Raw genomic sequence first — 20327 nt, 5'->3', positions numbered from 1 at the left:
CCCTGTCGGATTCGGCATGGCCTCAACCCCCGCAGCGGAAGCGCTGTACGTCGGAATCGAGGAACGGGTTCTTCAGGTTGGCCGCCTGCAAGGTCACGCGGGCGCTCTGGCTGCCGAAGCGGAAGGTCGCGGTGTAGCGCAGATCGGACTGCTTCGTCAGATGCGCCGCCTGCAGCGCGCGGAAAAACGCCCAGTCGCCCTGGTAGTCCACGCTGCTGATCAGGTTGCCGGCAGTGTCGTAGGCACTCACCGAGACCTGCCCCGGTTGCGGCCCGGGCCACTTCATCGCGGCGCTGGTCGGGCCACCGGGGGCGTACTCGAACTTCTGCCCGTCGACCTGGATCACCAGCTTGCCGATGCCCGCATCGAGCTGCGGCGCCATCCAGGTGAAACCGACCTCGGGCGTCGGACTGCCGTTGCGGAAGAACGACTGCTTGATCGAGTCGGCCAGCTGCATCTGCGCCAGCATGCCGGGCGGACCGCTGACCGCGCCTGGGCCGTCCTTCCATTTCCAGGTGCGCCCGCTGGCGTCGACCAGTTTCTCCAGCGTCTGCTTGTAGAAGCTGTCGAACTCGCCGCCGTAGCCGAACAGCTCGGAAAAGTTCTGGATCGGGATCTCCGACCGGCCGTTCGGCGCGAACGGATAGCGCCCGCGGGTGAAGTCGGCGCAGTCCTTGGCCACCGCCTGCTGGAACTGGTCGCCCAGCGCGCCCTTGGTGCCGCTGGCCACCAGCGCCTCGCTCTTGCCGGTGAGCGCAGCGACCCAGCCGGACACCGGCGGCGGCAACTGCGCCGCGGCCTGCTGCGCCAGCAGCAGCTGCGGGTTCGGCTGGCCGGCGGCATTGCTGAAGTCGGTCATCGTCAGCAGGGTCTTGCTGAGCTGGTCGAGCACGCCGAGCGTCTGGTCGATCGGCGCTGCCCCCGGCGCCCCTTCGCTGAGCTTGTCGAGGGTGTCGAAGTGCTCGCTGATCGCATCGCCCGGCTTGGCCGCCGGCGCCGCCGGCGCCGAGCCCGCCGCCGCGGCCAGTGCGCGACTCAGTGCGCTCTGCGTGGCCTTCTTCTCGGCCGCCTTCTTCGCCGCGGCCAGTGCCTTGTCCGCACCGTCCTCGGGCGGCGCACGCAGCAGGTCATGGGTGTTGTCGCGCACCACGCCGAGCAGCGCCTTCAGCGGCGAGCTGGGGCCGGCCAGCTTGGCGGCGATCGCGCTGGCGTCCTGGATGCTGGCGATCGGCTGCAGTTCCAGGTCGTTCAACAGGTCGTCCCAGGCCTTGATGTAGTCGGTCTGATACAGGCCCAGCACCTGCTGCTGCAGACGCGCCTTGCCGATCGCGTCGATGCCGCTGGCACCGAACACCCAGTCGTCCTTGGTGAAGTTGTCCACCGCCTGGGCGATTCCCTTGTTCACTTCCTCGGCGAACACCGGCTGGGTGAACAGCGCCGGCAGCGGCGCCGACAGCGGCGTGCCGCTCCTGCGACGGAACACGTTGCCGAGCAGGCCCAGCGCCTTGTCCAACTGCAGCGGCGGCGCATCGGAGGCGGTGGCCGAGAGCTTCATGCTGCCGTAGACCAGCGACGACAGATCGGCGGTGCGCAGGGTCGCCCGCGCCTGCTCGACCAGATCCTTGTCCAGCCCGATGGCGCGCATCCGGTCCGGCTCGCCCACCAGCGCCTTGAAGTGCTTGGCGATCGCGTCCTGCAGCACGGTATCGCCGGGGAACACCTTCGGCCACTCCAGGTCGGTCAGCGCGACCAGCTGGCCGGGGTCGCGATGCTTCGGCTCGCCGAGCATCAGGTAACCCTTGAGGTAGTAGTACAGCGCCTGCGGGTCGCCGGCACTGGCGCTGAGCCCGGCGCGGAACTGCGAGGCCACCCCGGGCAACAGCAGCCCGTTGAGTTCGCGCAGGTAGGCGTCGTGCACTTCACCGCCGACGGCATGCCCCTGGTACAGCCCGAAACGCATCAGCCACGGCACGTGGCTGCGGTACTGCTCGGCCACGCCGCTCACCGCACCGAGTCCCTCCAGCCGCTCGAGCACCAGCGCGAAGTAGGCCTTCTGGGTCGGCGCGTCGTCCAGCGAAGTCTTCGCCGGATAGGCGGTCAGCGCCTTCTGCACGTTGTCCAGGTAGGTGCGGTTGCGGCCGTAGCTGATCGCCATGCCGGCGAACAGCAGGCCGGTGAGCAGCAGCACGCCGGTGTAGGCCGCCGCCTGCAGCAGGATCTTCTGCCGCTCCAGCTTCGGGTTGGTGCCGGCGAAGCCGGACTCCTTGAACAGCACATCCTTGAGCAGTCGTTCGACGAAGAACGTGCGTTGCTGCGCGCCCTTGGCCTGCACGCGCGCCGCGTCCACGCCGAAGGTGCGCGCCACCGCGCTCATCATGCGGTCGATCGGCGTGCCTTCCTGCGTGCCGGAGGTGAGATAGACGCCGCGCAGCAGCGTCGGGCTGCCGTAGGGGTTGGGCGCGAACACGCCCTCGACGAACTGGCGCGCGACGTCGCGCAGTGCGGCCAGCTGCTGCGGGAACGACAGGATCGCGGCACGGCGCATGCGATCCGGTTCGGCGTGCACCCGCTCGAGCACCCGCGTGTTGAGCCGGTCGAGCAGCCGCTGGAATTCGTCGGCGAACGCCTTGGCGGCACTGCCGTCCATGGTCTTGGCGACCGGGAAGGACATGCCCCAGACCTGGCTGCGCAGTTCCGGCGAGAAGTCGTCGAAGAACTCGCTGAAGCCGGCCACCAGGTCGCACTTGGTCAGCACCAGGTACACCGGCACGCCGATGCGCAGGTGCTCGGCCAGTTCGTCCAGGCGCCGGCGCACCGCCTGCACGTGTTCCTGGCGGGCGTTCTCGTCCAGCACCAGCAGGTCGGACATGCTCATCGCGATCAGCACGCCGTTGATCGGCCGCCGCTTGCGGTACTTGCGCAGCAGCTTGAGGAACTCGCCCCAGGCCGAGGCATCGGCCTGGCGGTCGGAATCCTGCGTGGTGTAGCGCCCGGCGGTATCGAGGAACACCGCTTCCTCGGTGAACCACCAGTCGCAGTTGCGGGTGCCGCCGATGCCGCGCAGTGCTTCCTTGCCGAAGCGATCGGACAGCGGAAAGTTCAGTCCCGAGTTCTGCAGCAGCGTGCTCTTGCCCGAGCCGGGCGGACCGATCACCACGTACCACGGCAGCGTGTACAGGTTGCCGCCGCCCTGGCGGCGCTTGCGCAGCGTGTCCACCGCCTCCTGGAAGCGCGAGGCCAGCTGGGCGCGCTCGCTGGCGCTGCGGTCGTCGCCGGCCGGAACCGGGGCCGCCGCACCGCCCTCCTGCTGGGCCAGGTCGCCGGACATCTGCGCGGTCTTGCTGCGCAGGCGCATCTGCTGAATCTGCAGCACCACGCCCCAGATCACCAGCAGCACGATGATCACCACCAGCCGCGTCACCGGACTGGCCAGCGGCTGGCTGTCGCCAATGCCCAGGTATGGTCCGCCGAGCCAGATCAGCAGCGACAGCAGCAGCAGGCCGACCAGGGCGATGAACCAGCCGGACTTGAGCAGGGAAAGCACTTTCTTCACGAGCTCAGCCCTCCGGGATGTACTTGATTTCCACGCGACGATTGCGCGTGCGGTTGGCCGGCAGGTTCGGCGGCAGCGCGATCGGCTGCGACGCACCCGCGCCGCTGGACTCCAGCCGCGCCGGGTTGTCCAGCCCCTGGTCGAGGATCTGCACCACCGCGCGTGCGCGCGCCGCGGACAGCTCGAAGTTGTCCTTGAAACGCAGCGAGTGGATCGGCTGGTCGTCGGTGTGGCCGACCACGATCACCCGCCCCGGCACCTGGTTCAGCGCGGCGGTGATCTTGTGCAGCAGCGGAATCTCCGCGGCGCTCACGTCCACGCCGCCGGAGGCGAACATGTCCGAACCGCCCAGCCGCACCAGCTCGCTGCCGTCGCTCTGGTCGATCACCTCGAGCCGGCCGGCCTGCGCCTCCGGTGCCAGCAGTTCCTTCAGCGTCTTGTGCGGCGCCGGCGGCGTGGCCCGGTTCAGGCGCGTCGTATCCGGCGGCGTGGCGCTCTCCAGGCCGATCTGCGCGATCTGCGCACTGGCCGGCGCGGACAGCGTGTTGAGCCGCGTGTAGAAGAACAGGAACGCCACCAGCAGCACGCAGGCGGCCGCGGCCGCGATCACCCACAGCGGCACGTAGCGGATCAGCGGATTGCGCCGGTCCTCGATGCCGCGCCAGTGCGGCGCCAGCTCATCGGCGGCCGGTGCGCGCTGCGCCTTGATCCGGCGGTACAGGTCTTCCTGGATGTCGGCCAGCCGGGCGCGACCGCCCGCCTCGATCTGGTAGCGCCCGCCGAAGCCCAGCGCCAGGCACAGGTACATCAGTTCGATCAGGTCGATGTGGCGGCTGAAGTCGGCGCACAGCCGCTCCAGGATCTGGAAGAACTTGGCGCCGCCGTACGATTCGCCATGAAAGGTCACCAGCAGGGTCTTCTGCGCCCAGCCGCTCTGCTCGCCCCAGGGCGCATTGAGCACCGATTCGTCCAGCATCGCGCAAAGCACGTAGCGCGCGGCGGTGACCGTCTGCACCGGCAGGCCGGCGGCATTGGCGTGGCTCTCGAAGCGGCGCACCTGGGTGGTCACCTGCTCGCGCAGGCGCGTGGCATCGGGCGGCGACACGCTGTGACGCAACTGCACGCCCAGCAGCAGCAGCGGCGCGGCAGCCTGCACCAGCGGATTCATGCCGCCGCCGAGGAACTCGCTGATGTCGGCCCGCGGTGCCGGTGCGGCCGGTGCGGGCGCATAGGCGGGAGCTGCCGGCGGTGGCGCGTAGGGCGCAGGTGCCGGAGCGGAGGGCTGGGTGCCGCGCGGACGCACGATGGTGGCGTCGTCGGGCACCGGCGGATAACCGGGCGGATGACCGGGACCGTTCGGCGTATTCATGGCTGGACCTGCGAGTGGCTTGCGGATGCCCCGCGCCGCAGGCGGCAGGCGCGTGCACCCATGGAGGAGGACGACATGGCGGGGCGTGCGACCGGAGGCCGTTCCGCCAGCGCAGGGTCGTGGCCGCTGAATGGCAACGCAGTTCTGAAGGAGGCCATGATCCGACTCACCCTCCCCGGATCGCCCAGAGCTGCAGGTCCAGTCCGGCGAACTCGCTGCCGAAATGGAACGCGATGCCGCCGGAGGTCTTCAGTTCCCGCCACATCGGCGAGTGCCGGTCGAATTCGAAGTACAGATAGCCTGCGTTGTAGGGAATCTGTCGCGGCGCCACCGGCATCGGTGCCAGGCCGATGCCCGGCAGCTGCAGGTTGACCAGGTCGCGGATCTTCTCCACCGGTCCGATCTTGGAGACCGCCGGCAGCTGTCGGCGCAGCTCCTCGGACTTCAGGTCGGCCTTGGCCGCCAGCACGAAGGCGGCGGTGTCCAGCAGCGACAGATCCGGCACCACCGCCACCCACACGCCGAACTTGCGCTGCTGCAGCGGGATCGCCAGGGCGGTCTGTTCCATCACCGCGCTGAGGCTGGCGCGCAGCGCGGCGATCACCGGCTCGAAGCTCTCGCGCAGCGCCTCGTGGCGATACGCCGGGAACGCCGGCGGCCGCTTGCCCGGCGCGGTGAACGTGGCCAGCTCGCCGGCCATCGCCACCATCAGCCGGTACAGCTCTTCCGGATGCGCCAGCGGCGCTTCGGCCAGGTGGGCGACCAGCGGCTGGTAGCGGTTGACCACCTGCAGCAGCAGGAAGTCGGCGATCTCGGCCGCGCCGCCGCGGTCGGTCAGCGCCACCCGGCTGGCCAGCGCCTCGCCGCGCTGGTGCAGCAGGCCGAGCAGTTCGGTGAGGAAGGTCACCAGCCGCGGGATCGCCTCGCAGCGCAGGCCGGTCGGCATGAAGCCCTCGTCGAGCATCACCCGGCGATCCGAGCGGCATTCGACGATGCGCGCCAGCGGCAACCGGGTCAGGCCCTCCAGCGGCTGCGACTCGGGCAGCAGCCGGCTGGTCATGCCGCCGACCTCCAGCACCGCGGTGCCGTCGGTGCTGCCGGAGGCATCGCGCACCTCGGCCTCGCGCACGCGGAAGCGGAACAGCTTCTCCGCCGGCGCCTCGGGCCGGCCACTGTCCGGCTGGGTCGGCGAGCGCAGCGGCAGCGTCAGGTAGATGGTCTGGTCGCGCCAGTTCGCATCGACCTCCAGTGGCGGCGGCAGCGGATCGTCGGACGGCATCGCGAACGGCGTGCCGTCGGGCAGCACGCCCCGCGCCCGCTTGATGCCCAGCTTGCCCACCGCCAGCAGGTCGGCCTCCAGTTCCAGCTCGGTGAAGCCGAAGCTGTACGGCCGCAGCGCACCGGCGCGCAGCTCGACGAAGCGCTCGAGGTAGCGCTCGTTCTGCTGCAGGTGCTGCGGCCGCAGGAACAGGCCTTCGCTCCAAACCACTTTGTTGTTTTGCGTCATCGGATCGATGCCCGTGTCTGAAATGTCATCGCCGCGCGGCGTTGCGGCGCGCCGACTTCAGGCGCGCCAGCTGCTCTTCGTAGGCCCGCGCGAATTCGTCGCCGAACAGGCGGCGGAAGCATTCGTCGGGGTTCTTGGCCAGCCCTTCGAAATGCTCGCGGTACTTCTCCCAGTAGCGCCCCTTGCCGGCGAACGCCGAGCGCTTGCCGCCGTCGGCCTCCTGCTCGAAGCGGTCGGGGTTGAAATGCGACAGCAGCGATTCGAACGCAGCGCGCACGCCGGCGAGCATCGCCATCTGGTGGCAGCGGATATCGTCGAAGGCGTCGTCGAACGCGGAGGGGCCGGAAAGGAATGCCGCGTTCGGTGGCGAGAGGATCTTCTGCAGCGCTTCCTCCGCGTTCGGCGCGAACTTCAGCGGGTTGTTCTCCGAGCGCTGGATGATCGTCACCGGCAGGCGGAAGGTGTTCTTGATCTCGGCGCGTGCGCGCAGCACGTCCATCACGCCGTCGACCACGATCGACAGCATCTGCTGGATGTCCGCCGGCATCGCAGCACCGGTCGACACGGATGCGGGAGCCGGTGCCGGCGGTGTCCAGGCGGCGGGCGGGGGGGCCGGCACCGGAGCAGGCGCCGGGTCGGGAACCGGCGTCGATGCCGCCGGCGCGCCGAAGTCGCCCACGGTCAGGTCCCAGTTTTCCGGCAGCATCTGGGCGGCGCGCTGGCCTTCCGGCAACGGCGGCCGGAAGTGGTCGGAGACGCCCGGCGTGTGGTTCCAGTCCGGTGACGGTGCAGCGGGAGACGGCGACGGCGCGAACGGCTCGTCGAGGAAACTCAGCGGATCGAGCGAGCCCCCGGCCGGCGCCACCGGATCGGGGATCAGCCCGGCATCGGCCGGCGGCCGGGAGCCCGGGCCTGGCCCCAGATCGAGGAAGTCGTCGAGCGGGTCGCGCCCCATCGGCATCGGGGCGGCCGGCGGCAGCGGCGAGGTGGAGAACACGTCCTGCGGCGCCGGCGGCATCGGCGCGGCCGGAGCTGGCACCGCACCGGCCGCCTGCACGCTCACGGATACCTCGAAGGTATCGATCTGCAGGCGGTCGCCATGCTTGAGCGCTGACGGGTCGCCCTTCACCAGCGGCACGCCGTTGAGAAGCATGCCGTTGGTGCTGCGGTCCTCGATGAAGTAGATGCCGTTGAGGCAGCGGATCATCGCGTGCACCCGCGACACGCCCGAGGCGCTGAGCACCCAGTCGCAATCCTCCGAGCGACCGATACTACCGTCGCGCCCCTCGAAAGACTTCTGCCCGCGCGCGCCGAACTGCGCCGCGTGCACGCCGGTGACCGCCAGGACCAGAGTGGGAATCGACGACACGCTCAGCGCTCCTCTTGATGAGGGAAGTCGGACCGATGCGGATGGGCGGGGCAGCGGCTCATGCCTCCCCTCCCCCGGCCTGCAGCAGGCTGGTCGCACGCTCGATGAAGGCCTTGCGCCGGGCATCGAACTCGGCCGGCTCCAGCGCCGCCAGCAGGTTGATTGCCGCCACCGTGGCGCGCGCGGTGAGATGCTCGGGCGGCGGCACCGGCGTCTCCTGCGCGGCCGGCGCCAGGCTGCCGCCGGACCAGCCGGCCGAGGCGGCGATCCATGCGCCCAGCGACTTGTAGCCGCCGGCGTGGGCGAACTCGAACGCGGCGCGCCGATTGCTTTCGCTGGGTTCGCGCACCCACTGCTCGGCCAGCGAGGCGCCGGCGCGGTCTTCCTGGGAGAGCGCCTGCTCGCGCGCGCACTGGCAGACCCAGGCCACCGCGTAGCGCTTGGGCAGCAGGCGGGCCAGCAGGGTGAGCGCGTCCTGCGGGCGACCGGCGGCGAGCAGCGCCTGCACGGCCACCTGCGGGGTCATCTCCGCGCGAAGCACCGCATTGGCTTCCGCGGGAAGCTCCATCTGCACCGAGGCGTGAATGACTGCCGACATGTGCGCCCCCGTCAGCCGATCATGATGATGGCGCCGGAGACCTGGGTCATCGCGTCGCCCTTGATGGTGGTCATCGCTCCCTTGACCGTGGTCATCGCACTGCCGGCCACTTCCAGCATCGCGTCCGAGTGCGCCTTCAGGCTGGCGCCGGCGCCGATGTCCATGGTGGCACCCGCCTTGATCCCGACCTCGACCTGCCCCTCCACCTTCACACCGACGCTGCCGGTGATCTTGATGTTGACGCCCTTGATCTCGATGGTGCCGTCGCTCTTCATGGTGATGCTGGACGCGCCGGTGACCAGCTCGATCTCGGTGCCGGCGCTGAGCTTGAACTTCTGCCCGATGCTGGTGGTGCCATTGGCGGTGACGTCGAGCTTGTCGTCGTTCTGCACGGTGACCTTGCGGTCGTGCTTGACGGTCTCGGTCTGGTCGTTGCCGACCTCCAGCGTCTGGTCGTTCTTGATCGTCACCTTCTCGTCATGGTCGATGGTGACGGTGTGGTCGTTCTCGACCTCCTCCAGCATGTCCTTCTGCGCGTGGATGAAGAACTGCTCGGAACCCTTCTTGTCCTCGAAACGCAGCTCGTTGGCGTCGTCGGCGCCGCCGAGCAGGCTGCGCGATTTCACGCCGGACTGGGTCTTGTTGTCCGGCAGCGCGTAGGGCGGCATGTTGTCGGCGTTGTAGACGCTGCCGATGATCAGCGGGCGGTCCGGATCGCCCTCGAGGAAACTCACCACCACTTCCTGGCCGACGCGCGGGATGCTGACCGCACCCCAGGTCTTGCCGGCCCACGGCGAGGCCACGCGCACCGGACAGGAGCTCTTGGCATTCGGCTTGTCCGGCTTGTTCCAGGGGAAGGTCACCTGCACGCGGCCGTACTTGTCGACCGCGATGTCCTCGTCGGTGTCGCTGCCGCAGACCACTGCGGTCTGCAGGCCGGCGATGCGCGGCTTGGCCGCGGCAGCCAGGCTGCGGAACGGCTGGCTGCTGGGGATCGCCTGCAGGTCGCAGCGGAACGGCTCCTGGCTCGCATCCGCGCCGCCGTAATAGCCGGGGTCACACAGCTCGATGCGGGTGCCGGTGACCAGGTACTCCCGGTTGAGCGCCTGCAGCGGAAAATCCTGCAGCGTGAACAGTGCGCCGCAGGCGATGCCGAAGGCGTCGGTCTGTCCGTGGCAGGCCTTGTGCAGCGCGTTACGCGCCTCGACCTGCACCTGCGCGTAGCGGTTGCCGTCCGCCGCGGTCTCGTGCGGGCCGGGATAGTCGAACACATCCAGGCCGCCGACACCGTGGTATTCCGAGCCGCTCAGCGTGGCGGTGCCCAGCAGCGAGGTCTTCGGCGTGAGCGGGTTGTAATCGGTGAGCTGCACCTTCAGCGAACGCACCTGTTCGGCGGTGCGCCACTGCGTCATCGAGCCGGCCTGGCGTCCGCCGCGCTGGGTCGGCGGACAGTACGGCACATGCTCGAAGCCGCTGGTGGCTGCGTGCGCGCCCAGCGCGTCGGCCAGCACCAGGGTGTGCGCGTTCGCCGCATGGGTGAAGAAGTAATAGATGCCTTCCTGCTCCAGCAGGCGGCTGATGAAGTTCAGGCCGCTCTCGCGGTACTGCACGCAGTAGTCGCGCTGCGGGTAGTTGCCGGTGAGACTGAGCTTGACGTCGGCGTAACCGATGTCGCCGAGCACCGCCTTGACGATCGACGGCACGTCCATCTCGGTGTAGATGCGGCAGTCGATCTTCTGCGACAGCAGCCAGGGCTTGGGCACCAGCTGCATGCGGTAGGCGGCGTAGCGCACCTTGGAGATCGTCTCGAAGCCGGTCTGCTCGGCCTCCGCCACGATGCCGTGGAAGTAGCGCGTGGTGCCATCCTCGTCGACCAGCTTCACCGCCATCGGCGTGCCGAGCAGCTTGCGCAGGTCGACTTCGGCGTTCTCACTGAGCAGGTGCAGTTCGAACGAGAACAGCTGCCCGAGTCCCTCGGTCGCACTCATGCGGACGAACAGGAGGGTGCTCTCGACGTCGCTGGTTACGGTGATCGCATGTGCCATGGGCGGAGTCCGTCGTAGTGCGCTCAGGCGCCGTCGGGTGAGTGGCTGCGGCGCGCCCGGACGACCCAGCCGTGCACGGGCTTGCCCGCCTCGCGACGCAGGGTGTCGCCGCGCACGGTGACGGCTTCGAACCCGCTGCCCGCGAGCAGGTGCTCCACGTAGGGGCGGGAGTGGCGGTAGCGGCCGCTGGAGGTGAGCTCGGCCACCTCGTCATCGCCCTCGACCGCCTCCAGGGTGAAGCCCAGCCAGCCACCGGGACGCAGCGCCCCGGCGGCGGCGGCGAGCACCGGGCCGAGCTGGCCGAAGTACACCAGCGTGTCGGCCGAGACGATCAGGTCGAATGCCTGCGGATGCGCCTCCAGCCAGGCGGTGAGTTCGGCCACTTCCAGCGCGTCGTAGCCGCCTCGCAGGCGCGCCTTGTCGACCATGCCGCCGGACAGGTCCACCCCGACCAGCCGCTGCGCACGCGCGCGCAGCAGCGGCGCGCACAGGCCGGTGCCACACCCGGCATCGAGCACGTCGAGCGAGGCGCCGTCGACGGGCGTCACCTCGTCGAGCATGCCGACCAGCACCTCCGGCGCCCGGTAGCCCAGGTTCTGGATCAGCTGCTCGTCGAAACTCTCGGCGAAGCCATCGAAGACATCGCGTACATAGTCGTCGGCAGCGCGCGGTGGCGCCTCGGTGGCGCCGCAGGAGGCCAGCATGTGTCGCGGCACCGGGTTGTCCGGCTCGCGCTCCAGCCACTGGCGATAGACGTCGGCGGCCTCGTCATGCCGATGGAGCATGTACAGCGCCACGCCCACCCCTTCGAGCGCGCGCACGTTGGCCGGGTCGTGCTCGTAGGACTGGCGGAAACATTCGGCCGACTGCTGCAGATGCTCTTCGTTCTGCGCGTAGTTGCGCAGGAACAGGCCGAGCCGGTAGTAGCCGTGCGCGTAGGTCGGCGCCTGCTGGATCAGCTTCGAGTAGGCCTCGAAGGCCTCGTCCAGCCGCTCCTGCGCCTCCAGTACCACGGCGAGATTGCTCTGCGCCTGGTAGTGCTCCGGTGCGCAGGCCAGCGCCCTGCGGTAGCAGCGCTCGGCATCGGCCAGCCGGCCGCACTCCTTGTGCACGTTGCCCAGGTTGTTGTGCGCGTCCGGGTGTCTGGGGATGATCTTCAGCGCCGAGCTGATCAGCAGCACCGCCTCATCGCTGCGCCCGCGCTGATGGGCAAGCACGCCCAGGAAATGCAGCGCGTCCGGCTGGGCGGCATGCAGCTCCAGCACTTCGCCGTACAAGCGCTCGGCCGCGTCCAGGTCGCCGGCCTGGTGTACCCGCATGGCTTCCTGCAGCTGGCTCGCAAATGCCCGGCCCGCCGGGGACAGCGGCTGGGCCTTGCGACGGGAAGGGATCGAGCGGGTCGCGGATCGCATGGAGTCCCCCTCAACCGATCAGCACGGTGAAACAACCCAGCACGATGGTGCCGCCATGCGAGCAGGTGTCCCCCATCCGCGCGGCGGGCTGGCCGCCGATCAGTACGGTCGGCGCACCCATCACGATCGTGTCCGGCGGCCCGACGCAGATGGCCATGTCACCCATCCGGGCGGCAGGCAGACCGCCGATCAGCACAGTCGGCTTGCCGGGAGGGCTGACCGGCCCACCGACGTGCGGCACCACGCCCGTCACCATCGGGCAGACGTGCATATCGCTCACGCGGGCTGCGGGCTGCGGCATGGCTCAGCGCCCCGCATCCGCGTCACGAAGCGCGGCGAATGCAAGCGAACGGCACGACTGGAACATCCGGCACCTCCCCCATGGCTGCGCGCCCGGGCCCGTCTGCGACGACCGGCCGGCATGGCGCTCCATGGTTAGGTGCGTAAAAGATCCGCGGAATTGATCACGCCGTCACAATCGCCCACGCCCGCGCCCGCGGGCGAGGCCGGCCGCCCCGCGCGCGAGGGCCGGCACAGCCGCGGGCCGCGTCGGGTACGGGCGCCCGGGGCTGGCCAGGGCCGCCCCCTTCCCCGACCCCGGGGTCATACCGCCGCTTCCGTCCGGGTGGCGGAGAAGCCCACCTAGGACGCCCCGCGGGGCACCCGCCGGCGGATGCCCCGCCCGCGCCCTAGTCCAGCACGGAGAGCGCGAGCCGGGCGACATTGCCCAGGCTGCTGTAGAGCAGATCGAGCACCCAGCGGACAAAGGCCATCGTCATCGACACGCCGGTCATGACGGTACGGCCAAGGAACCGGAAGATCGCGGCGATGAGCGTGCCAACGTAGGAAGACACGCTGATCGACAGCTGTGCCGCCTGGCTGATCATCCAGGCCAGCTGGTCGAGCACCGTCATCCCCACCGTGGCCGCCGTTCCCAGCACGCCCACCAGGACATTCCGCACCTGCCGCAGCAACCAGCCCAGCGCGCGACCGATCATCTGCAGGGCACGGGCGCCGAAGGGGATGATCCCACCACCGCCTCCGGCGACCTGGTCGAGCCAGGATTGCGTGTGCGCGTCGGCCATCGCGTCCTGTCCCTGACGGGCCAGCGCCAGCCAGTCCAGTTCGTCGACGCCCGGCATGTAGCTGCCCAGCATCGAATGCGCCTGGCTGTTGATCAGCCCCGTGTGCCGGCCGGTCAGCTCGTACATGGTCCCGTGGACAGGCGCGTGCTGGAACGGAAAAACGGGGATCATCGGCACCGGATCCGAACGGTGGTGGACACGGTACATGTGGGCGGCTCCGACCCGCCGGGTCAGCGCGCGGGCAAATGGCACCGTACCGGCACGTGGCGCACCGAAGGTGTACAGGCGCACGCTGCCGACTCCCTTGCTGGTCAGGTAATCCGCGTTGAGATTGGCCAGTGCGCCGCCGAGGCTGTGCCCCACGCAGTGGACCACCGACGGATTGCGCCCGCGCAGGAATTCGGCGATGTCGGCGGCGAACGATTTCCAGATGTCGTGGAAACCGGCATGAACCAGGTGCCCGCCCGGTCCGATCTGTACGCCGATGTTGAAATTGCTGAGCCAGTCCAGCGGCATGTCGGTGCCGCGCGTCGCGATCAGCACCTCGCCCTGCCGGCGTCCCTCGCCGGCGGCGATGTAGCCGAAGCCGGTGAGCTTCTTGCACACGACCAGGCCGCCGGAGCGGCCGACGAAGCGTGAGCTGTCGTCGACCGCGAACATGCCCTCGCAGCCCAGATCGCGGTGATTTCGTGCCAGTCCCGATACGGTTTCGGTGCGCAGGCCGTAGACGCCCCTGGCGATGCGTGCTGCTTCTGTTGGCGTGAAGTCCGTCATGACAGTGTCCATTTGTCCGGAGGTTGTTCAGGGCAGTTCGCAGATCCCGAAAATGTCGTGCTCAACATGATCTTCCTTGAGCCGGTGCTTGACCGGCTCGTTCTCGAGCGGGCAGCGCAGTTCCAGCGGACGCCCGAACAGCTCGTCGTTTTCCTGGTACGAGCCCTTCATGAAACTCCACGCGACGTAGCTCCTGCCGCCGTACTCGATGGATATCTGCTGTTCCACCACCGGCTCGTGCGGCAGCAGCGCGCCGAACAGCGAGCTGCGCCATATCGCGGGCAGTGCGAAGCGCCCCTGCTCGTCGGTCGTGGCCTCGTCCGAACCGCGCTCGCTCTTCCAGTGCCAGAAGAAGCCGCGCCGGATCACCGCGCCCTGCACCGGCTTGCCGTGCTCGGTCACCACACCTTGCACCGCGGAAAACATGCACATCTTTCCCATCGCCTGTACCTCTCCCATCGCAGCCAGTGCCAGCAACGCCAGCCATACCGGCGACCATCGCCGGAATCCCCGCCTGTCCGCTGATTTTCCCATCATCCGGCTCTCCCTATCCGCCTTGTCGCGCGCTGTCTGCGCGACGCAGCCCGTGCTACGCCATCGAGTGGTAGGTGAACGCACCGTTGTCCATTTCGAAGATCCACTGCCGCTGGGCGGCGTCGGCAACCGGGTGGGCAAACGGGGCAACGCCCATGTAGGCATTCATGCCCAGGCCCGGAAGCCAATCCTGGACGCCCCCGCCGAAATACAGGATCGGCAGGTTCGCCTGGAAGCCCGCGGCGGTCATCGCCGCCACGAACTGCACCGTGTCGTAGGGCACGCCGGAGGCGAACATCGAGAAGTGGGCACCTCTCAGCAGCCGGTTGTCGGCGATCTGGATGGCACCGAGGCATGAGTCGATCTTGGAAAAGGCGATGACGCGACCGGAGGCGTACTCCCACTCGCGGATGATCGGTATGCGACTCGGGTCGGTTTCCTTCACCGCGCGCCGCCCACCGGCCACGCAACGCGCGCCGGGGTCGTCATGCGGATCGGCCGAATTTCGAGCCCCCCTGGCCACCTCGTATTCGAAGCTGTCTGCGGCCATGCGTTTTCCCCTCCCTACTCCCTGGAACCACCTGCGCCCGAATCATCCCGCGCCTGCCCTTCACGGATGTGGGCGGGTGCCGGGATGCCGGATACCGGCGCATGTCCCGAAACCCGCGGCGGGGCCCTCACTGCGAGGCCCCCGCCCTCCACTCTCAGGCCTGGCGGATACGGTGCTGGCCGAGACCGAAAGCGTCCACCATCACCGTAACCGGCGTCGTGTTGAGCTCGAAGATCTCCCCGCATTTCGTCGGGTCGGCAAAATCGATCATCACGAAATTGGGCAGGAACGCCTTCAGCCGCTGCCCTCCGCCAAAGCCATTGATCTGCGCGTACTTGCCCGCGCGATCCTGGATCGCCTGTTCCAGCCCCTGGGACCACATGCGCTTGAGCTTGTCCACGTTGGGCTGCGTCCACATGCCGTCGTTGCGATCCTTGATGCTCTCGAACAGGCCCGTGCTCGTCCAGTACATCATGCCCATGACCGCAGGGTTGCCCTGGCCACCCTTCTTCATCAGATCGGACTGCTTGGTGACGTTCTGCTTGGTTTTCTTGAACGGGCTGAAGGGACTGGTGCCACCCTTGCCGTAATACTGGATGCCTTCGTAGCGGTCGTTGTAACCACCCTTGTCATCCTTCATGTTCTTGATGCCCAGGATGCCGATGCCCGGCCCGTTGACGTTCGCGGAGCGCAAGGCCTGCATGCCGGACTCGACGAACAGCGGGACGACCTTGCCACGAAGGTCGCGCAGGGTCTTGGTATTGAGATTGCCGCCCCCGGTGTACAGCGCGCTGTCGAGATAGTTCACGCAGGCCTCGGCGATCAGCAGCCAGTTCGTCGACTTGTCGAACTTCAGCAGCAGGAACTCGTTGGGATTCTCGTCGACGAAGCGCTTGGCCTGGGTGAGCATGTTGCTCAGGTTCATGCCGAAGGCGCCGCCTCGCAGCTTGCTCCGCTCGACCTGCTGGGTGGTGCCCAGGCTGCCCACGTGGCGGGTGGTCGTCCTGTTCGACACCAGCTTCTTGTCGGCATGGAAGGCCTTCAGTTCGGCGAGCTTTGCGCCGTCGTGCGTTCCTCCCGTCGTCGCCAGCGCGATGCGCAGGTCAAAGATGCGGACGCCGGCCTTGGCCTGCTCGTAGATGTCCCGGTCCTGGGTCTGCACGTTGCTCCCGCCGCCGGTGATGCCGGCGTCGTGGCTGCCGGCCATCACGATTTCGTTGAGCTTCTTGTCCGGTCCAAGGTCGTAGTATTCGATCACGGCTATCACCCCATGGTTGGCGTCTGCAGCAGGCGTTCTGATCGCCGGCCCGACATGCATTGCTTGGCACCTCGCGCCAACAACCGCTGGCACCGGCCCGAATTCCCTTGGCTCCCTGCCGGCATCCAGGCCCTGGAGCGCTCATTCCAGCAACCCTCCATGGAAAGCTCGGCCGGGTTGCCGCCGGAGGCTGCGGAACCGGGTGCATCCGTCCGGCTCTGATTCCTGGACTCCAAACACCCCGGCACCGCGGTAACGACACGTGCTGAAGGATGAGCGCGGCCAGCGATCTCCCTGCACGCCCTCGCCCGGTCACTATCCGAATGCGGCCTCGACGAAGAACTTGTAGCTGTCGGCATTGGCCAGTGCCTTTGCCGGATGGCTGATCGCCAGCTGCTTGCAGGGATCGTTGCGGTACTTGTGATCCTTCGTTCCGGCAAAGGTATGCGTGCACTCGTGCACGATGGTGCCGGCCTCGCTGGCAAGCCCCTCCTTCACCTTGGTGAAGAACTGACCGCCGACATGGATCTTGGTGGGATTGGTTTTTCCGCTGACGTAGGCATACGTGCCGTCGTCGATGCTGCGTCCACCGAAGTAGATGCGGATGGATTGCCGCACGAAGTTCTTGCAGACCCTGCGCATCACCTCCCGGACCACCTCGAGCCGCGTCTGGTTCGACGGCATCCATACCGGCTTCGACGCGTCGCTGAACGGAAGTGCCGACGTATCGACGATCGCGGACGGATCTCCGAAATACGCCCTGAAAGCGGTGTCGAGGGTTCCCGTCAACGCGGTGCCACCCACCAGGAAGCGCATTTCGCATTGAAGGAGCATGTCGTGCGTCTTCGAGTACGCATCCTCGATCTCGTGCTTCCAGATGCTTGCACGCGTACCGGCGCTGGAAAAATTCTTCATCTCCAGCTTGGGAAATTTCCGGGACTGGACCACGTCGCCCTTCTTGAGCGTCACGCGCAGCTCGGACAGAACCGCCGACTGGTTCAGCTTGCGCAGGCGTGCGTACTGGCTGGTCAGTTCGTTTTCACTCATGTCCCGAATGATCGACATCGCCAGAAGCGCAGCGGCGCGGGCCCTGAGATCCGCGTTTTCCGGCGCGTCCAGGGTTGAGGCCTGGCTCGAGTTCCGCGGCCTGAGCCCGGCCACCCGCAGGGCCCGGTTCGCCATTTCCCTCACGTCACCGCGATCGTTCGACGGGTTGTCCAGCTTCTCGTGAAAGTAGGTGTAGAGGTCGCGGGTCGACTCTCCCGGCGAGACCGGAGCCAGCAGCGCCTGGGCCTCGATAAACTTCATCAGCTTCTTGTAGTCGTTCATCGCTCTTCCCTCGGGCGCAGACTGCGCTCCTGAAGACTCCCCGCCTCGCGCATCCAGTCATCCACCGGCCGGCCCGGCGATATGCCCAGGCATCCATGCCCGGAAGACCTGCCCGGACCGCGTCCGCCCGCAGACGGGGTCGACTCAGAATGCATAGCTGAACTCCCCGTCCTTCACGCTCACGCTTGCCTTCTCGATCGGCTTGCCCTCGATGGTGCGGTTGAGGAACTCGCGACTGATGTCCGGCAGCATCGAGTTGGTCAGGATGGCGTCGATCATGCGGCCACCGGATTCGCTCTCGGTGCAGCGCTCGACCACCAGCTTCACCACGTCATCGCCGTACTCGAACGGGATCCTGTAGCGACCCTCGATGCGCTTCTTGATGCGATTCAACTGCAGCTTGACGATCTCGCCGAGCATGGCCGGGCTCAGTGGGTAGTACGGGATGGTGACCAGGCGACCGAGCAGCGCCGGCGGGAAGATCTTCAGCAGCGGGTCGCGCAGCGCCTTGGCCATGCCATCCGGGTCCGGCATCAGGTCCGGGTCGCTGCACATGCTGGCGATCATCTCGGTGCCGGCATTGGTGGTGAGCAGGATCAGGGTGTTCTTGAAGTCGATGCGGCGGCCTTCGCCGTCCTCCATCACGCCCTTGTCGAACACCTGGAAGAAGATCTCGTGCACGTCCGGGTGGGCTTTCTCCACCTCGTCCAGCAGCACCACGGAATACGGCTTGCGCCGTACCGCCTCGGTCAGCACGCCGCCCTCGCCGTAGCCGACGTAGCCGGGAGGCGCGCCCTTGAGCGTGGAGACGGTGTGCGCCTCCTGGAACTCGCTCATGTTGATGGTGATGATGTTCTGCTCGCCGCCATACAGCGCCTCGGCCAGCGCCAGCGCGGTCTCGGTCTTGCCGACGCCGGAAGTGCCGGCAAGCATGAACACGCCGATCGGCTTGTTCGGGTTGTCCAGGCCGGCGCGGCTGGTCTGGATGCGCTTGGCGATCATCTCCATCGCGTGGTCCTGGCCGATCACCCGCTTGCCCATCAGGCCGGCCAGGTTCATCACGGTCTCGAGTTCGCTCTTGACCATGCGGCCGACCGGGATGCCGGTCCAGTCCGACACCACGGCACCGACGGCGATCATGTCCACGGTCGGCAGGATCAGCGGATTCTCGCCCTGCAGCTCGGTGAGCTGGGTCTGCAGGGTCTTCAACTCTTCCAGCGCGGCGGCGCGCGCCGCGTCGTCGAACTCGACCGCCACCGCCGGATCCTCGGCCACGGCGGCCGCCTCGGCCGAGGCTTCCAGCTTGCTGCCGGTGCCTTCCACCGGCGCACTGTCGCCACGAAGCTTCGCGCGGATGGCGAGGATCTGCTCGACCAGCACCTTCTCGGCGGCCCAGTCGGCTTCGAGCTTCTCCAGCCGTTCACGCTGGACGACCAGCTTCTCGTCGACCGAGGCCTCGCGCTCGGCGACGTCCACGCCGACGGTCTTCTCGCGATGGATGATCGCCAGCTCCGTCTCCAGCGCCTCGATGCGCTTGCGGGTGTCGTCCACTTCCGGCGGCACCGCATGCTGGCTCACCGCGACGCGGGCGCAGGCGGTGTCGAGCAGGCTGACCGCCTTGTCCGGCAGCTGGCGCGCGGGGATGTAGCGATGCGACAGCTTCACCGCCGCCTCCAGCGCCTCGTCGAGGATCTGCACGCGATGGTGCTTCTCCATCACGCTGGCGACGCCGCGCATCATCAGGATGCCCTTCTCCTCGCTCGGCTCGTCGACCTGCACGGTCTGGAAGCGGCGGGTCAGCGCGGGGTCCTTCTCGATGTGCTTCTTGTACTCGGCGAAGGTGGTGGCGCCGATGGTGCGCAGCGTGCCGCGCGCCAGCGCCGGCTTGAGCAGGTTGGCCGCATCGCCGGTACCGGCCGCGCCGCCGGCGCCGACCAGCGTGTGGGTCTCGTCGACGAACAGGATGATCGGCCTGGGGCTGGACTGGACCTCTTCGATCACCGAGCGCAGGCGCTGCTCGAACTCGCCCTTCATGCTGGCGCCGGCCTGCAGCAGGCCGACGTCCAGCGTGCGCAGCTCCACGTCCTTCAGCGAGGGCGGCACGTCGCCGCGCACGATGCGCTGGGCGAAGCCTTCCACCACCGCGGTCTTGCCCACGCCAGCCTCGCCGACCAGGATCGGGTTGTTCTGCCGGCGGCGCATCAGGATGTCCACCACCTGGCGGATCTCGTCGTCGCGGCCGACGATGGGATCGAGCTTGCCGCTGCGCGCCTGCTCGGTGAGGTCGACGGTGAACTGGCGCAGGGCCTCCTGCTTGCCCATCTGCGCCGGCCCCATCGCGCCGCTGGCTTCGCCGGGCACCGCGCCGCCCATCTTGAAACCATCCGAAGCGGTCTGGTTGTCCTCGGGCGAACCGTCGACGACCTCGGCGAACTTGTCGGTCAGCGTCTCCAGCTTGACCTTCTCGAACTCCCTGGAGATGCCCACCAGCACGTTGCGCAGGCTGCGCGTCTGCAGGATGCCGACGATCAGGTAACCGGTGCGCACCTGCGCCTCGCCGAACATCAGGGTGGCGAACACCCAGGCGCGTTCGACGGCTTCCTCGACGTTGCTGGAAATGTCCGAGATGCTGGTGGAGCCGCGTGGCAGGCGGTCCAGTGCGTCGGTGACGTCGCGCACCAGGTTCGACGGATCGAGGTTGAACTGCTTGACGATGTGGTGCAGGTCCGAGTCCTGCAGCTGCAGGATCTGGTGGATCCAGTGCACCAGCTCGATGTAAGGATTGCCGCGCAGTTTGCAGAAGACGGTGGCACTCTCGATGCCCCGGTAGGCGAGCTTGTTGAGCTTGCCGAAAAGGGCGCTGCGGCTGATGTCGGCCATGGCGTGGATCCTTGCGAGGTTAGCGGTAGGCACCCGCGCGCGGGGCGCAGGGCGGGAATCGGAA

The 20327-nt window shown here is 68.0% G+C and carries 14 protein-coding genes; all 14 read right to left on the bottom strand.

The features are described from left to right. Positions 1 to 22: 22 nt before the first annotated feature. Positions 23 to 3553 carry a type VI secretion system membrane subunit TssM gene (gene tssM / locus C693_RS0113675; RefSeq protein WP_017462853.1) on the bottom strand — a complete coding sequence of 1177 codons (3531 nt, stop codon included), beginning with the start codon at positions 3551 to 3553 and terminating at the stop codon, positions 23 to 25. A gap of 4 nt (positions 3554 to 3557) precedes the next feature. Next, a complete protein-coding gene (gene icmH, locus C693_RS0113670) occupies positions 3558 to 4922 on the bottom strand; it encodes a type IVB secretion system protein IcmH/DotU (protein WP_017462852.1) in 1365 nt (454 codons plus the stop codon). Between the two features lie 166 nt (positions 4923 to 5088). Continuing rightward, positions 5089 to 6429, bottom strand: coding sequence for a type VI secretion system baseplate subunit TssK (gene tssK, locus C693_RS0113665; protein ID WP_017462851.1), 1341 nt, complete (start codon positions 6427 to 6429; stop codon positions 5089 to 5091). Between the two features lie 25 nt (positions 6430 to 6454). After that, a complete protein-coding gene (tagH, locus tag C693_RS0113660; RefSeq protein ID WP_017462850.1) occupies positions 6455 to 7798 on the bottom strand; it encodes a type VI secretion system-associated FHA domain protein TagH in 1344 nt (447 codons plus the stop codon). A gap of 58 nt (positions 7799 to 7856) precedes the next feature. Further along, a complete protein-coding gene (locus tag C693_RS0113655) occupies positions 7857 to 8396 on the bottom strand; it encodes a DUF6931 family protein (RefSeq protein WP_017462849.1) in 540 nt (179 codons plus the stop codon). Positions 8397 to 8407: 11 nt separating this feature from the next. Then, the gene (locus C693_RS0113650) at positions 8408 to 10441 is read right to left on the bottom strand and encodes a type VI secretion system Vgr family protein (RefSeq protein ID WP_017462848.1); all 2034 of its coding nucleotides are present in this window, start codon (positions 10439 to 10441) and stop codon (positions 8408 to 8410) included. 23 nt (positions 10442 to 10464) lie between these two features. After that, entirely contained in the window at positions 10465 to 11760 is a 1296-nt protein-coding gene (locus C693_RS0113645) for a tetratricopeptide repeat protein (protein ID WP_017462847.1), read from the bottom strand. Between the two features lie 103 nt (positions 11761 to 11863). Further along, on the bottom strand, positions 11864 to 12154 hold the full coding sequence (locus tag C693_RS0113640) for a PAAR domain-containing protein (RefSeq protein ID WP_017462846.1): 291 nt from the start codon (positions 12152 to 12154) through the stop codon (positions 11864 to 11866). Positions 12155 to 12542: 388 nt separating this feature from the next. Next, complete coding sequence (locus C693_RS0113635) at positions 12543 to 13712, bottom strand: lipase family protein (protein ID WP_017462845.1); 1170 nt, start codon at positions 13710 to 13712, stop codon at positions 12543 to 12545. Between the two features lie 27 nt (positions 13713 to 13739). Further along, positions 13740 to 14249 (bottom strand): DUF6795 domain-containing protein, encoded by a 510-nt coding sequence (locus tag C693_RS0113630; RefSeq protein ID WP_198506874.1) that lies wholly within the window; start codon positions 14247 to 14249, stop codon positions 13740 to 13742. Between the two features lie 52 nt (positions 14250 to 14301). After that, on the bottom strand, positions 14302 to 14796 hold the full coding sequence (locus C693_RS0113625; RefSeq protein WP_017462843.1) for a hypothetical protein: 495 nt from the start codon (positions 14794 to 14796) through the stop codon (positions 14302 to 14304). Positions 14797 to 14950: 154 nt separating this feature from the next. After that, positions 14951 to 16054, bottom strand: coding sequence for a hypothetical protein (locus C693_RS21820; protein ID WP_017462842.1), 1104 nt, complete (start codon positions 16052 to 16054; stop codon positions 14951 to 14953). Between the two features lie 315 nt (positions 16055 to 16369). Beyond that, the gene (locus C693_RS0113615) at positions 16370 to 17383 is read right to left on the bottom strand and encodes a M35 family metallo-endopeptidase (protein WP_017462841.1); all 1014 of its coding nucleotides are present in this window, start codon (positions 17381 to 17383) and stop codon (positions 16370 to 16372) included. A gap of 144 nt (positions 17384 to 17527) precedes the next feature. Continuing rightward, a complete protein-coding gene (gene tssH / locus C693_RS0113610) occupies positions 17528 to 20263 on the bottom strand; it encodes a type VI secretion system ATPase TssH (protein ID WP_017462840.1) in 2736 nt (911 codons plus the stop codon). Positions 20264 to 20327 lie beyond the last annotated feature (64 nt).

The organism is Dyella ginsengisoli LA-4 (genome assembly GCF_000334915.1).
In the GTDB taxonomy this organism is placed as follows: Bacteria; Pseudomonadota; Gammaproteobacteria; order Xanthomonadales; family Rhodanobacteraceae; genus Dyella_A; species Dyella_A ginsengisoli_A.
Note: the sequence above shows the minus strand (reverse complement) of the source record. Positions and strands in the feature narration are given on the sequence as shown.

What these genes read in the sequence shown, in the direction of transcription:
- icmH (WP_017462852.1), bottom strand. Translation starts at nt 4,922, where the DNA reads ATGAATACGCCGAACGGTCCCGGTCATCCGCCCGGTTATCCGCCGGTG.
- tssK (WP_017462851.1), bottom strand. Translation starts at nt 6,429, where the DNA reads ATGACGCAAAACAACAAAGTGGTTTGGAGCGAAGGCCTGTTCCTGCGG.
- C693_RS0113655 (WP_017462849.1), bottom strand. Translation starts at nt 8,396, where the DNA reads ATGTCGGCAGTCATTCACGCCTCGGTGCAGATGGAGCTTCCCGCGGAA.
- C693_RS0113650 (WP_017462848.1), bottom strand. Translation starts at nt 10,441, where the DNA reads ATGGCACATGCGATCACCGTAACCAGCGACGTCGAGAGCACCCTCCTG.
- C693_RS0113645 (WP_017462847.1), bottom strand. Translation starts at nt 11,760, where the DNA reads ATGCGGGTACACCAGGCCGGCGACCTGGACGCGGCCGAGCGCTTGTAC.
- C693_RS0113640 (WP_017462846.1), bottom strand. Translation starts at nt 12,154, where the DNA reads ATGCCGCAGCCCGCAGCCCGCGTGAGCGATATGCACGTCTGCCCGATG.
- C693_RS0113635 (WP_017462845.1), bottom strand. Translation starts at nt 13,712, where the DNA reads ATGACGGACTTCACGCCAACAGAAGCAGCACGCATCGCCAGGGGCGTC.
- C693_RS0113630 (WP_198506874.1), bottom strand. Translation starts at nt 14,249, where the DNA reads ATGATGGGAAAATCAGCGGACAGGCGGGGATTCCGGCGATGGTCGCCG.
- C693_RS0113625 (WP_017462843.1), bottom strand. Translation starts at nt 14,796, where the DNA reads ATGGCCGCAGACAGCTTCGAATACGAGGTGGCCAGGGGGGCTCGAAAT.
- C693_RS0113615 (WP_017462841.1), bottom strand. Translation starts at nt 17,383, where the DNA reads ATGAACGACTACAAGAAGCTGATGAAGTTTATCGAGGCCCAGGCGCTG.
- tssH (WP_017462840.1), bottom strand. Translation starts at nt 20,263, where the DNA reads ATGGCCGACATCAGCCGCAGCGCCCTTTTCGGCAAGCTCAACAAGCTC.